Below are 13,687 nucleotides of genomic sequence, written 5' to 3'. Positions count from 1 at the left end.
GCAGCCGGGCCGCCGCCAAGTTGAGACAGGATTGACCGTCGGGGAAGGCGCCGACGACACGGGTTGGTCGCCGGATCTCCTTCATGATGCGCTCGAGCGGAAGCCGCTTCAGCTGGTGCGCTGAGGCCGCTTGCCCACCGTTCGCCTGGGTCGCGGACAAAGCTGGTGGCTCGGCATTCGCGGTTCCGGCACTTGCGCACGCGACCCTCACACCTCGGATTCCCTTTTTTGGCTGCGTCCGTCGCCGCTCGGTCGCAGGTGCGATATCAGGCAGTGCAATCACTATGATCGGGCGACGAATGCCCTCTTTCGATCGGATAAGCCCCAGTGGTGCGACCAGTAAGTCATGATTGTTCTCAACCCGGGGCCGACTCTTAATCAGCGGCCCGGTCGGAGTTCGCTCATGGAACAAGCTTAGAAATCTCCTGTTCAATTAATCGCAATAATCGGGTGTTCCGCCTCCCCGCACCTAACGATTCTTTGCGCAAGCAAGGCATCCAAACCCTGGTTAAAGACGTCGGGCTCTTGTTCGTCACAAAGCTCAGGGTTACCCCCAGCTCTCGTCGACACGATTGCCAGATCCTCCGGGACGACGCCTTTGTGCTAACCCAGCGCCGACTTGGCTAGCAGTGCGTCAGGCGCTTGCTCCACATCTCCAGCGGTCCATCATCTTTCGGTTCACGCGCGTCATGCTTTATGTTGGCGCCATGCGCGCGGCCTTTGCAGCGCACGGCCTTGACATCGTATGCCCTTCGCAATGAAGCCGAGCTTTTGAGCCGCTTGCCTTGCTGCAACCCGCTTATTACTATCTAGGCAGCGATCATCGTGGAGCTGCGGGCGACGCCTATACGCTGACCTACATGGCGCAAATGGGCGGCTGGGCGCTGCTGATCATGCGCTGAACGATGCTTCGTCTCCGCTAAGTCTCACAACTCAGCGCGTGGCCTTGCTGAACAGCGGCCCTGCGTCGGCCGGTCATGGCTATTGGTATCAGGGCGAGGAGAATGATGGCGCGGCCGGTGGCCGCTTCGAGCCGGCGCCGAGCGGGACCACATGGCTCGATCAGCCGCATCCGTGGACCGTGGTATACTCGTGCGGGATCGACCTGGGACTTTGTGGGGCGGTCCGCGCGGCTGCGGCGATCCTTGCCCACCAGGTTCGATCGGAGAGACTGGAGCCGCACGTTGAGCCGCCGACGAACCCGTCTTCCGGCGGATCTGTCACGGTGGCGTCATGGAGACGTTCGCTCACACCCTGGGTATCTGGTCACGTGATGGCGTGCTGCTTGACGCCCGATTCAGGGCGGACGGACCGATCATTCTGGATTTTGGGGAGGGGTGGACAAGCCTTATGCCTGAGCCCTTTGTCCCATCTGCATCGAAAGTGAGGTTCGAATTGCGGTACGATGACGGCAGGACGCGCAAGGAAGTCGTCGACATCACCGACACCCAGATCGTGATCCGCTTGCTTGCGGCGTGCTTATCGCGGGGCAGGTTAGATAAGTTGCCGATTGTCGGGTGCGATCGGCACTTTACGGTTGTGTCCCAGACGACTTCCGCACCCAGTGAGCGGCCGCTGAGCGTTCGGCTCGGCTCACTCTTCCCGCTCTTGTCCGGCCATCGCCGAGAAAATAAAGTACGCCGACGCTGGCGGAGCGGCTGTGTCGCACGTGTTGCCCCCAAGGCCGCTATTTCAGGGCAACATTGAGGAGACGCGCCAGTCGCGCAGCTCCCAGCGCCGCCTGGCTTCGTGCGATGTTGCGAGCGTTGGTCTCGTAGTCGCGCGTGAGGAGCACCGGGTTGGGTCCCAGGCTCACCGGGGCGGCATAGGCATATTGCTTGGCGAGTTCCGCGCTCTCGTCAATCCATGCCTGGGGATCGGAGATTTGCGCGGAAGCCTCGTTGACGGAGATATGCGCAAGGCCATCCTTATCGTCGGCGTCGAAGACCGCGCCGTAGGGAGAGACATACCCGCCGAAAAGGCTGTCCCAGTAGGCATGAAGCGCCATGGTGTCACCGTTGGCCGGAATCACCTGCTCGGCGTTACCGCCTGCATCTCCGCTCGGGATTTGTCGCGTGTAGCGGCCGATCGCATGAAGTGGCTGGTGCGCATCCCCGACCAGATGCAACGTCCAGGCGAGATCGTACGAACGGACGTCGTCGGTTGCGCCGGATGATGGCGGAAGTGCCGCGATCATCAACTTGAGCTGGGTAACGAGATCGACGGGATCAGGCTGTGGAAGCGGTGTGCCGTCTGGCGAGAAATTCGTATCCTTGTAGTGCCAGTATGCGTGCTGATTGTGATCGGTGTAGCCGATGTTCTGTCCCGCAGTCGGACTGTCGACCTTGTCGCGCGTATAGTTATATTCCTTTGTTTTGATGTCATCCGCCCATGTTGCGGCGTGCACGAATGCGTAGAGCTTTGCTGTGCGCTCGTCTGGCGCGCCTGCCGTCCACTTGGCATAATCCTTGTTGAGCTTGAGGAGCGCGTCGACTTTGTCCTTCACCGGGCCTTCGAGCTTCTTGTATGCGACATAGGCGATTTGCATGTGGCCGGCGTCCCACCAGGCGGATGCCTCCGTAGCCATTGATGCCAACGCCAGGGCGAGTGCCGGGATATGGACAAGGGAGCGCATGCTCATCTCCTTTGAGTACGGGCCACGGTCCGAATCTGTTCCTCGTCATCTACGATTCGGAAGAAATGCTGATGACACGTCGCCTCTGCTTGAAGGCATACTATCCGCGATTCTGCCTTCGGTTGTGTGAATTGGCCCACAATATTTGGCTGGAGAGGCAACACGGAGGCTCTGCCAGAACCGCAGTCGACGCCGCTGCGCGTCTTGCTGATGGAGAGTTATGACTTGCCCGTCAAGGGCACGCCGCAGCTTTTAAAGTGCCCAGATCCCGCTGCGTGTCGGGCAAAGAAAAGAGGCCGGCGCGTTGAAGAAAACAGGGCGAAGTGCGAGCCCCCACGAAAGATGCAGATAAGGCGGTCCTCCTTTGCCGATGTTCATGAGCAGGAACAACATGCTGGTCACGTCGACGACATCGTTATCTTAAGCGCCGAGCTTTCCTGCGTTTGCCGTCGCACCATTGGCTGCGCCATGCAGTCAGCGGTCACGCGCTTCGGCATCGGCTTTGAGGACGAGGACGAGACGGTCGGTGCTGCGGCCTGGACCATCTGCGAGTTTTCTTGTTTTCGGCTGAGTTCGCGCGCGTCAGCGCGGATCGGACCAGCGCGGTCAAATCAGCATGGGGAGCATGGTGCCTTCCGGAAGAAATCCGCAGACGGCACCCAAAGTTCTAGCGGTACCCAATCTTACCCACCTGCACCTTTCACCGATCTTATGCGCGGCTTCAGCTCGGTCTAGACCGCCCGCTATTAGGAAAGTCGGGAGAAAGATCGTGTCTCACCGTTGCATGGGCGACAACGGGCCGGTCCGCGATGGTGATCCGCCCGAGCTTGAGGACGCGGTCGCGATTGTAGCGACGCTCGATACCAAGGGCTGCGAAGCGTCCCACCTCGCCGATATCATTGCGAGATCCGGCCGCCAGACCGTCCTGATCGACGTCGGCACATCGAGGGCGGCCGGCGGAACCGCCGGCAGCAGCGCTCGCGTCGCCTCACCCGCCGAGCTCTTGAAGAAGATAGCGGCGACAGCGCGCACACGGGTTCGTGATCTCGTACGATCACGTGCGATCAGCGCGATCGTTGGCGTTGCGGGTGGGAAAGGGAGTGCGGCTTTCGGCACGGTTGTATCCGATTTGCCTTATGGCTTTCCCAAGCTGCTGGTCAGCAGCGCAAGGCCTGCGCTACTCGCCGAATTGGCGATTCATAACGACATCATCCTCTATCCAACGCTCGTCGATCTCTTCGGGATCAACGCTTTTACCGAAAGGGTGCTGGAGAATGCAGGGCGGGCGGTTGCGGCCATGCACTATAGGCCGGCTCAAGCTGTGCGCAAAAGGAAGATCATTGCGATCACAGCCTTCGGTGTGACGACGCCCGCTGCACATCAGTGCGTGGCGCACCTTGCCGAGTCCGGGGTAGATGCGATTGTCTTTCCCGCCAACGGCGCGGGCGGCCGCAAAATGGAGCAGCTGATCGCGGCCGGCGAATTCGATGCAGTCATTGATCTGACCACAACAGAGCTCGCCGACGAACTCTTTGGGGGGACAGCTGGCGCCGGGCCGGATCGGCTCAAAGCAGCGTCAGACCGATTGATCCCGCAAGTGATCGCACCTGGTGCAGTCGACATGGTCAATTTTGGGCCGCCCTCGAGCGTCCCTGATCAATTTCGCGGTCGCCAGTTCTACTCCCATACACCCTACACAACGCTCATGCGTACGACGCCTTCCGAGAACGCGCGCATCGGCCGGCTCACAGCGGAGCGGCTGTCGCGCGCGAAGGGGCCTGCAGTCGTCCTTTGGCCTGCGAAGGGCGTTTCCGATTACGACAGGGAGGGCGGCATTTTTCGCAATCCCGAGGCCGACAAGGCTTGGCTCGATGCGCTCAAGGACAGTCTCGAGCCGGCGATCGCCGTCCGCGAACTGAACTGCCACATCAACGATCCCGAGTTTGCCGCGGCTGCAGCGACCTGGATCCTTAAACAGCTGGGCACGGAGACCGATCGTGATGCGAATGTTTGAGCGGGGCGAAATTCTGTCCAAGATCGCAAGCCAGGTCGCGGCACGAAAGGCAGTCCTTGCCGCCGGGAGCAGTTGCGGCCTGGTTGCCAAATGTGCCGTCCTCGGAGGTGCCGACATGCTGGTGGTCTACAGCACCGGGCTGTCGCGCCTCATGGGGCTTCCGACGAGCCGGATTGGCGATTCCAATGCACGCACGCTCAATCTTGCAGCGGAAATCCGCAATGTCGTCTCTTCTGTGCCGGTCATAGGCGGGGTCGAGGCGTGGGATCCTCTCCGGCTCGACCTTGATGCGCTTCTCGACAAGTTCTGGGCAGCCGGCTTCTCCGGCCTCATCAACTATCCCACCATCTCCACCATGGGTGAAAAATGGCGTGATCGCCGTGGCCGCGTCGGGCTGGGCTTCGAACGCGAAGTCGAGATGATTGCGACTGCCCGCAAGAAGAACATCTTCTCGCTTGCCTATGTCGCAAGCGCCGAAGACGCCAAAGCCATGGCAGGTGCAGGTGCCGATTGCATCGTACCACATGTCGGCGCAACCCGCGGCGGCCTGGCTGGCCATGAGGAAGGACAGTCAATTCAAGAGGCGATCAGGCGCATCAATGCCATCAATACGGCGGCGCGAACCGTCCGGTCCGACGTCATCCTGCTTTGCCATGGCGGCGCGATCGCGGAGCCGCAGGATACGGCCGAGGTTTACCGGTCGACGCAGTGCGTGGGCTTTGTTGGCGCTTCCTCCATGGAAAGAGTCCCCATCGAACGCGCAGTGAAGCGGGCGGCAGAGGAATTCAAAGCTGTCCCGCTTCCGCAAAATCACTGACGTTCATCGCAAATCTACAGCGAGGATGGAATGGACAAGCCGATTGGTCAATCAGGCGATGAGAAGACAATTGCATTGCCCCGAGGAAGAAGTCCGGGCCATGATTGGGAGACCGATGTTCTTGTGGTCGGTAGCGGCGCGGCCGGACTATCGGCGGCGCTATATGCGTCGAAGGTCGGACTGCGGGTTACGGTGTGTGAGAAATCTCCGCGACTTGGCGGCACCACGGCGCTGTCGAACGGCATGATCTGGGTTCCGTGTTCGCCCCAGGCGCGGTCCGCCCAAATCGACGACTCGCTTGTGAAAGCCCGGACTTACCTGCAACATGAACTTGGCACCCATTATCGACGAGACCTTGTTGAGGCCTATCTTGAAGATGGTCCAACTGCGCTCTCAGCACTTGAGAACGGGACAGAGGTCGAGTTTACGTTAGCGTCTGCGCCTGATTATCACTCGAGCCAGATCGGCGGCGTCGATAGAGGTCGGGCGCTCAGCCCTGCATCTTATGATGGACGGCTTCTAGGCACCGACTTCGATCTTATCGGTGATCCTATTCGTGTTGTGCTCGGGGGGATGATGATCTCCTCTGGCGAGGTGAGAAGCTTCTTGAACCCTTTCCAATCTCTTGCTTCGCTCAAGCATGTCTTGCGTCGTCTCAGCCGTTACGGGCGGGATCGCTTCGCTTACAGGCGTGGCACCGAACTCAGCGGAGGCAACGCGTTGATCGCGCGGCTGCTCGTGAGCCTGCGCAAGTATGGCGTCGACATATGGCCGGCCTCTTCCGTCATAGATCTCATCAATGAAGAAGGACGCGTCACGGGAGCAGTCGTCAAGCTGATCGATTCCGACATTCGCGTGCGCGCCTCGCATGCGGTCATCTTGGCTACGGGCGGCTTTGCTCGTAACGCCCGCTTGAGAGCCGAGCTAAGCGGCCGTCACCAGCATCACGACACTCTGGTCCATTCCGATGTCACGGGCGATGGCATCAGCATGGCGACCAGGATCGGAGCTGCAATTGACAATGATGTGGCCTCTGCCGGCTTCTGGACGCCCGTGTCAATTCTGAAGAGCGGCAGCGCCTCGCACACTGTCCCGTACGGCTGGCTCGACCGCGGTCGTCCCGGCGTCATCGCGGTGGGGCCAAATGCCAGGCGTTTTGTCAACGAATCCAATTCGTACCATGACATCTGCCTGGCAATGTTCAACGGTGGATATCCGGCAGACAAGCGATTCTACTTCATTTGCGACAGCGAATTCGTCCGGTTAAGAGGCATGGGACATTTGCTCCCCTGGCCCTGGACCTTGAGCATCAGCAAATATGCACGCCTGGATTACATCAAGGTGGCGAAAACCATTCCAGAGCTTGCGGGCCAGTTGAGACTTGATCCCGCTGAGCTACAAAAGACCATAGAGGAACATAACGCGCACGCTGCCGAGGGGCGCGATCCGCTTTTCAATCGTGGCGAATCGGCTTTCAATCGCACGCTGGGCGATACGGCCGTGGGAACGAAAAATCCAAATCTTGGACCAATCAGAAAGGGCCCATTCGTCGCGCTGGCGATCGTCCCGGCAACGCTAGGTACGGCGACTGGGCTGGCAACCGATACTGACGGCAAAGTCTTGGACCGAAACGGCAGCCCAATCGCAGGTCTTTATGCCTGTGGCAATGACATGACCTCGCCAATGCGTGGGGTCTATCCCGGAGCAGGCATCACAATTGGCCCTGCCATCGTATTCGCATATCGCGTTGTCAATAGCATCCTCGCTTCGGCTCGTCAGGGACAAAAGGCTGCGGCTTCTGGAGCTTAATGGTCAAATTCAGGGGCCTGGCGGCACGATCGCGCGATCTCTGTTCGGGCGCAGATAAGCCAGTTGGAACGAGAAGTCGACGCTAACCAGCGTCTTGATTGCCGAGATGCGCGTCATTTGTAACGCGATCCTGATTGCGGCCTTGCGCCCCGTGAAATCCTCGGCAAGCAAGGCTATAGTGCAGGCGCGAAACTTCGCGAATGGGGCGTATGGACAGTCTCTCTGTTGGCAAGCCGCCGAAAAACGCCGATGACGATCCCGCTCACGGCTGGTCCCCATAATCATCGGCCAGTCCGGCTGTAGGCACTCGTTGCTGGGCAAATCCGATGGTGGCTACGCAGGGATGGGGGAACGGGCGCAGGTTGGATATTGGGCTTTGTCCGGAGCGTCGATCAGCATCTCGGTGGCGGACCCCAGCTTAACGGCCTCGGAGCCGATGCGCTCAATGGGTGGTTCGCGTGAAGGTGCGCCATCTGTGTCTAAGAGGCAAGAAGGCCAAGTGAAATTGAAAGCGCATCCGCTTGTCTCGTCGGCGACGCGTGACCAAGACAGGCGAAGCAGATCGCCGAGACGCAAGCCGGTATGACCGCCGAGATCGACCGCATTGGCGATCTCGGCCGAGCAGGCGTTCTTGAACGAGAACAGGCGTCAGTCCAGATGATCTCGAAGAGATCATTCTTGTAGGTCGCTGGCTGATGGTCGAGCAGAATAAAGCAGGGGCAAGCAGTGAAGTCGTAAATCATCCGAAAGATCGCAGTGCTCACCATGGATCAGCCGACCTGCGTCGACCTCGGGTATCTGTTCGATCTAAGACAGGAGTGTTAGTTCAGAGCTATCGCTGAAAGTTGGTGACGGCGGGAATCGGAAAGGCGGCATATCGTGGGGGTGCTTGACGCCTCCACTTCTCCACCGAAGGAGCGATATGCCGTGTCCAACGTAGCGTCATCCAGCTGATTCAGCCAGGAATCTTCGACGATCAACTCACAGAAGTCTTGCGCAACGGGGCGCGTGCCCTTCTCGCCAAGGCGGTCGAGGCGGAAGTCGCAGACTTTCTCGGCCAGCATGCCGATTTGAAGACCGCGGACGGCCACCAGCGCGTCGTGCGCCACGGTCACCTGCCGGAGCGCGAGGTGATGACCGGCATCGGTCCGTCCGCCAGCCGCGTGTACGCGATCGCGAGGCGGCCGCTACCGATCCTGGTCGCATCCGGTTCTCCCCATCGATCCTGCCGCCCGACATGCGCCGCTCGAAATCAATCGAGACGCTGCTGCCGATCCTTTACCTGAAGAGTATCTCCACCGGCGACTTCTCGGAGGCGCTGGCGGCGCTGCTCGGCAAGGATGCTGCCGGGTTGTCGGCATCCGCCATCGGCCGGCTGAAGGACGGTTTGGATCGACGAGCACGCCGCGTGGCAGAAGCGCGATCTGTCGGCGAAGCGCTACATCTACATCTGGGCCGATGGCATCCATCTCCAAGCACGCCTTGAAGACGAAAAGCAGTGCATCCTGGTGCTGATCGGCGCGACGCCGGAAGGCCGCAAGGAACTGGTCGGCTTCACCGATGGCGCCCGCGAGAGCGCGCACGATTGGCGCAATCTGCTGCTCGACCTGAAGCGGCGCGGGCTCGACCTGGCCCCGCAGCTCGCCATCGCCGACGGCGCGCTCGGGTTCTGGAAGGCCGCCGGTGAGGTCTGGCCGAAAACGCGCGAGCAGCGCTGCTGGGTGCACAAGACCGCCAACGTGCTCGGAAAACTACCGAAGAGCCAGCACCCGAAAGCCAAACGCGCGTTGCAGGAGATCTGGATGGCCGAAACCAAGGCCACAGCCGAGCTGGCGTTCGACGCCTTCATCGAGAGCTACACGCCCAAATACGAGAAAGCGGCCGACTGCCTGAGCAAGGATCGGGACGCGCTACTGGTCGTTCTACGACTTCCCCGCCGAGCACTGGAAACACCTGCGGACGACGGATGAGATGGACAAGCGATTTTTTGACCGAGATATAGCGCGACAATCAGGATGAGAGCGCGTATTGCCTCACCTATCGATATTCCCGAGTGCGATCGGTTGCCTCATTTATTTTGCTCCCGGCTTGAGGTTGAGGAGGAGGCCGGGTGCGGAGATGGCCGAGGTTTCGGAGCGCCCGGCCTCCTCCGCTGGCACCTGGCACATCATGGGGTTGTTGTGACCTCATGCCCCAGCAGCGTTTTCTCCGTAGGAACGAACAATAACGCGTTTGCTTGCTCGCTGCGCCAGGATCTAAGCCGACGTTGAAGCGTTCGAAGGAGCTTGTTCGGATAGGCTCCGGGATATTCCACCTGCAACCGGGAGAGCAGTTCGCTACCAGTCCGCCATGGCTCGGCTTCAAACCATTTTCGCAAATCTAGCGTTGCCCGGATGAGCGGGTCCGGACGACGCCGGCCTCTTTTCGCTTTCACGATTGGCCGATCCGTCGGTCGCAACGCTCCGTCCTTCCAGGCGGTTCGTAGGCTTGCCAGGAAGAGATCGATCGATGGCGATGCCGCAGCAGGATTGGCGATTGGCTGGGTATCCGCGAGCGCCGCGAGGCGTTCCTGCGCGCCGCGGATGTCGCGCAACAACGCGACCGGGTCGAGAGCGGCATAGATTTCTTGGAGATGGTGGCGAACCGCGTCGGGCGTGCGGGCGTCGGCGGCCAAGCGCTGGTGTGGCGTTGCCGGCGCGCTGTATGTCTTGCGCACACGAGCGCCGTCGCGCTGCTTGGTCATCAATTTGAACGAGGGTTGGAAGAAGTTCACGAACAGCCGCGCCGCTCGATAGAGTTCAGCCAGCAGCTTGGCCGCTTCCAGGCCCTCGAACCGACGATAGCCGACCATCCTGCGCACGACGGCGCCGTTCTTCTGCTCGACGAACGCCTGGTCGTTCTTCCGGTAGGGCCGGCAGCGCGTGAAGACGATGTTGGCCGCATCGCAGTAGGCTTTCAGCGTATCATTCATGAACACCGTATCATTGTCCGTATCGAGGCCGACCAGCGCAAAGGGCAATTGTTTGCGCAATTCCGTCAACACCGTGCTCAACAGAGTTTGTTCGCGCACGATCAGAGGAGCGCACTCCGTCCAGCCGGTAGCAATGTCGGTGAGCACGAGGGTCTGGATGAAGCTGCCGCGCGCCGATGGACCGCTATGCGCTACAAGGTCAGCCTCGACGAACCCCGGCGCCGGATCGTTCCAATCTGCCGACGTTCGTATTGGAATACTGCGACGCAACGAGTGCGTCGCGTGCCGTCGGCGCTTGCGACCTAATCCTTCTCGGACCCGCGCCAATGCGCGGTCGATCGTCGCAGCGCTCATTGCCAAAAGTTTGTCGCGGATCTCGGGGGCAAGGCCGAGGTGGCCGTGCCGTTCCATCGCCTCAATCAGCGCAGGCATCAACGCCTTCAGCCGCTTCCCGCAGATCCGGTCTGACGCCTCCCAAAGGAGCACGAGCGCGTTGTGTTCTGCCTCATTATAGACCCGGCGTCGCGCCCGCCGGCGTGGGCCTGGGTCTTCCTGACCTCGAAGAAGCCGCATCGCATGCTTGCGATGGAATCCGGTGATGTCGACGAACTCATCCAATATCCGCGACTTCTTCGCGCGATCCGACGTCCGATAGCGCGCGCCTGCCGCCGCCGTCAGTTCCTTCCGCGTCGCCATGCTTAGCCGCCGCACCTTCGCCCCCGCTCGTTCCCGATCCAAGGGAGCAATTTACGTGAGGCAACGGCTTAGCATCCGGTAATAATTAAGGTGAGGCAATGCGGCCGCCGGCTTGGCAAGCGTTGATTGACGCTGCGCGACAATCAAGCGGCGCTGCCAGCGTCAATCGCAGTCTTGTCGAGTTCGTTGGGGGTAGTGTGAACAGGCGGCCGGCCTGGACCGCGCTTGCGATCGAGGGCAACTTTTCGACGGTAACTTTCGACGTTCATCTCGAGGATCGTGGCGTGGTGGACCAAACGATCGATGGCAGCCAACGTCATTGCTTGGTCCGGGAAGATACGCCCCCATTCGCCAAATGGCTGATTGGCCGTGATCAGCAGCGAGCGTCGTTCGTAGCGGGCGGCGATCAACTCGAACAGCACACTGGTTTCCGCCTGATCCTTGCTCACATATGTGATGTCGTCGAGGATCAGGAGGTCATAGCGATCGAGTTTGGCGATCGCGGACTCCAGCGCCAGCTCGCGCCGCGCGACCTGCAGCCGTTGCACCAGATCAGTGGTGCGCGCGAAGAGAACGCGCCAACCGTTCTCGACGAGAGCCAGGCCGATCGCCGCGCCGAGATGGGTCTTGCCGCCGCCCGGTGGACCGAACAAGAGCAAATTGGCGCCGGCCTTCAACCAGGCGTCGCCGGCGGCGAGCGCCATCGCCTGTGCCTTTGATAGCATCGGCACGCTCTCGAAGTCGAAGGTGGCGAGCGTCTTGCCGGCGGGCAAACGCGCTTCCACCATGTGTCGCTCGATCCGACGGCGGGTGCGATCGGATGCCTCGTGCTCGGCAAGGGCGGCGAGGAAGCGGGCGGCAGGCCACCCTTCCTTGTCCGACTGTGCAGCGAGCTTCGGCCAGATCGCCTTGACGCCCGGCAGGCGGAGCTCATTGAGAAGCAACTCGACACGAGCAGCATCGACGGAGGTGGCGATACCGGTCATGCTGCCTCTCCCAGGTTCGAGCGGCCCGACATGACGCTGACGGAGGCGAGTTCATCGTAGACGTCGAGCGGCGCCAGCTTGACGGCGACGCGCGGGATCGAGGCCGCCTCGGGTCGGAAGCGGTCGCGCAGCGCGGCAAGATCGGGTAACTGTCCGGCGTCCAGATCCATCGCGATCGCCTTGGCGAGCTCGGCTTCGCAGGCTCGCTCGTGGGCCAGCGCTAGAAGTTCGACCGTCACCTTGCAGGCGCGCCGATCGTCACCGTGCTCCCGCAAGGTCTCGAACAGGCGTCTGTAAGCGGCGCGCGGGAAGAGCTGGTCGCGATAGACGAGGTTGAGGAGCGCCATCGGCTTGCGCCGCAGGGCATGGATGACGTGCCGGTAATCGACGACATGCCCGCCCTGGCTCTCCGACACAGGCCGACCGCGCCGCAACGTCACAACCGGCGTGACGCCGAGGAAGCATTCGAGCCGGTCGTCGAAGATGCGCACACGCAGGCGATGGCCAATCAGCCTTGAAGGAACGGTGTAGAACACGCGCCGCAGGATGAAGCCGCCTGACGACGTCACCGGGATCACTTTCTCGTCGAAGTCGGTCGTGCGGCCTTTCGGCAGCGGCGCCAATGCCTCCTTCTCGAGCGCGATCGGCTTGGCGAGGTTGGCGTTGCGCCGGCCGACAATCTCGTCGACAAAAGCCCGGTAGGCATCGAGACTGGCGAAGTCGCGCGTCCCCCGCAGCAACAGCGCATCTTCCAGTGCGCGCTTGAGATGGCCGTGCGCACTCTCGATCGAGCCGTTCTCGTGTGCAATGCCCGCATTGTTGCGTGTTGGTGCCATGCCATAGTGGCCCATCAGCGCAGCGTAGCGCTGTGTCAGATCCTCACGCGCGTCAGCCGCCAGATTGCGGAACGCCGCCGATAGGCTGTCGCTGCGATGCTCCCGTGGAACGCCGCCAAGCGCCCACAGGGCGTTCTGCAAGCCCTCGGCCAGGGCGACGAAGCTTTCGCCCCCGAGCACGACATGGGCATGCTCGAAGCCGGAGAACGCCAACCGGAAGTGATAGAGCCGGTGATCGAGTGGCTCACCTACGATGGTAATGCCGAGCGCGCTCACGTCGGTGAAGTCGGACAGACCCAGCCGCCCAGGCTCGTGCTCCTGGCGGAAGATCACGTCCTGTTCGGGGCCGTTGAGCGCCCGCCACGCATTGATGCGCCGCTCCAGCGTGCGTCGGATGTTGGGGTTGAGGTCGCGATGCCGCCGGCGCAGTTCGTCCAGCACACCGATCACGCGGATGCCGGGAGCAGCCTTCAGGATCGGAACGATCTCGGCGTCCCAATAGGGCGCGAGTGGATCGGATCGTCGCCGGCCCCTCGGCGCCTTCTTCTGCGATGGCGGGCGCGCATCGCCCTCAATCCGATACGCACTCGCTTTCGAGAACCCCGCCTTGGCCGCGGCCGCTTCGGGGGACAATGTCAGTCGGTAGGTCATGTACAGCCTCATCTGGTGGTCGGTGATGTGAAGGCCAGGCAAGGCATCGATTCCCTCTTGTCGAGACGAATCAAAAGCTTGCACCAGCCCCGCCCAGCCGCCAGACGGGTCCAAAAACGCGCGACGCCGATGGGGACGGACCTCCGGTCGGGCTACGCCCTCCCTTCGGTCCGTCCCCATCGGCGCAGTCTCACCTTGATTGTCGCTGGAGTCTCACCCTGATCGCCGCCGCGCACCGAGACGACGATTGGCGGAAATCGCTGCACGTCCAT

Annotated in this window: 9 protein-coding genes and 2 pseudogenes; 5 read left to right on the top strand and 6 right to left on the bottom strand. The window is 61.4% G+C overall.

Annotated elements, in window-relative coordinates; all coding sequences use genetic code 11:
* Positions 1–1,687 precede the first annotated feature (1,687 nt).
* Positions 1,688–2,635, bottom strand: a complete 948-nt coding sequence (locus tag ACVWYQ_RS15750; RefSeq protein WP_456725874.1) for a S1/P1 nuclease — start codon at positions 2,633–2,635, stop codon at positions 1,688–1,690.
* A gap of 225 nt (positions 2,636–2,860) precedes the next feature.
* Here ACVWYQ_RS15750 and ACVWYQ_RS15745 point away from each other — a divergent pair, with 225 nt between their 5' ends.
* From ACVWYQ_RS15745 to ACVWYQ_RS15730, 4 genes are read left to right on the top strand one after another with little or no spacing between them, the layout of a single operon-like run.
* Positions 2,861–3,370, top strand: coding sequence for a hypothetical protein (locus ACVWYQ_RS15745; protein ID WP_456725873.1), 510 nt, complete (start codon positions 2,861–2,863; stop codon positions 3,368–3,370).
* Positions 3,371–3,404: 34 nt separating this feature from the next.
* Complete coding sequence (locus tag ACVWYQ_RS15740) at positions 3,405–4,649, top strand: Tm-1-like ATP-binding domain-containing protein (RefSeq protein ID WP_456725872.1); 1,245 nt, start codon at positions 3,405–3,407, stop codon at positions 4,647–4,649.
* A complete protein-coding gene (locus ACVWYQ_RS15735; RefSeq protein WP_260383744.1) occupies positions 4,636–5,466 on the top strand; it encodes a phosphoenolpyruvate hydrolase family protein in 831 nt (276 codons plus the stop codon). Before ACVWYQ_RS15740 ends, ACVWYQ_RS15735 begins: the two co-directional genes overlap by 14 nt.
* Positions 5,467–5,496: 30 nt before the next feature.
* Complete coding sequence (locus ACVWYQ_RS15730) at positions 5,497–7,275, top strand: FAD-dependent oxidoreductase (RefSeq protein WP_456725871.1); 1,779 nt, start codon at positions 5,497–5,499, stop codon at positions 7,273–7,275.
* Positions 7,276–7,284: 9 nt separating this feature from the next.
* Here ACVWYQ_RS15730 and ACVWYQ_RS15725 read toward each other — a convergent pair whose 3' ends face one another.
* Positions 7,285–7,446: a hypothetical protein gene (locus tag ACVWYQ_RS15725; RefSeq protein ID WP_456725870.1), complete on the bottom strand. Its 162-nt coding sequence runs from the start codon at positions 7,444–7,446 to the stop codon at positions 7,285–7,287.
* A gap of 357 nt (positions 7,447–7,803) precedes the next feature.
* Positions 7,804–7,958, bottom strand: a pseudogene (locus ACVWYQ_RS15720) (tyrosine-type recombinase/integrase); the annotation flags it as partial.
* Positions 7,959–8,195: 237 nt separating this feature from the next.
* On the opposite strand from ACVWYQ_RS15720, the pseudogene ACVWYQ_RS15715 reads away from it, so the two are divergent.
* Positions 8,196–9,261: pseudogene (locus ACVWYQ_RS15715) on the top strand (IS256 family transposase); the annotation flags it as partial.
* Positions 9,262–9,442: 181 nt separating this feature from the next.
* On the opposite strand, the gene ACVWYQ_RS15710 reads toward ACVWYQ_RS15715, so the two are convergent.
* The 3 genes from ACVWYQ_RS15710 to istA form a co-directional block, all read right to left on the bottom strand.
* Positions 9,443–10,942, bottom strand: coding sequence for an ISNCY family transposase (locus ACVWYQ_RS15710; protein ID WP_456725869.1), 1,500 nt, complete (start codon positions 10,940–10,942; stop codon positions 9,443–9,445).
* A 143-nt stretch (positions 10,943–11,085) separates the two neighbouring features.
* On the bottom strand, positions 11,086–11,928 hold the full coding sequence (gene istB / locus ACVWYQ_RS15705; protein WP_126259290.1) for an IS21-like element helper ATPase IstB: 843 nt from the start codon (positions 11,926–11,928) through the stop codon (positions 11,086–11,088).
* A complete protein-coding gene (gene istA / locus ACVWYQ_RS15700; RefSeq protein ID WP_456725868.1) occupies positions 11,925–13,457 on the bottom strand; it encodes an IS21 family transposase in 1,533 nt (510 codons plus the stop codon). The genes istB and istA overlap by 4 nt, the downstream gene beginning before the upstream one ends.
* Between the last annotated feature and the right edge of the window lie 230 nt (positions 13,458–13,687).

This window comes from Bradyrhizobium sp. USDA 3397 (assembly GCF_054060965.1).
Note: the sequence above shows the minus strand (reverse complement) of the source record. Positions and strands in the feature narration are given on the sequence as shown.

What these genes read in the sequence shown, in the direction of transcription:
- ACVWYQ_RS15750 (WP_456725874.1), bottom strand. Translation starts at nt 2,635, where the DNA reads ATGCGCTCCCTTGTCCATATCCCGGCACTCGCCCTGGCGTTGGCATCA.
- ACVWYQ_RS15710 (WP_456725869.1), bottom strand. Translation starts at nt 10,942, where the DNA reads ATGGCGACGCGGAAGGAACTGACGGCGGCGGCAGGCGCGCGCTATCGG.
- istB (WP_126259290.1), bottom strand. Translation starts at nt 11,928, where the DNA reads ATGACCGGTATCGCCACCTCCGTCGATGCTGCTCGTGTCGAGTTGCTT.
- ACVWYQ_RS15730 (WP_456725871.1), top strand. Translation starts at nt 5,497, where the DNA reads ATGGACAAGCCGATTGGTCAATCAGGCGATGAGAAGACAATTGCATTG.
- ACVWYQ_RS15735 (WP_260383744.1), top strand. Translation starts at nt 4,636, where the DNA reads ATGCGAATGTTTGAGCGGGGCGAAATTCTGTCCAAGATCGCAAGCCAG.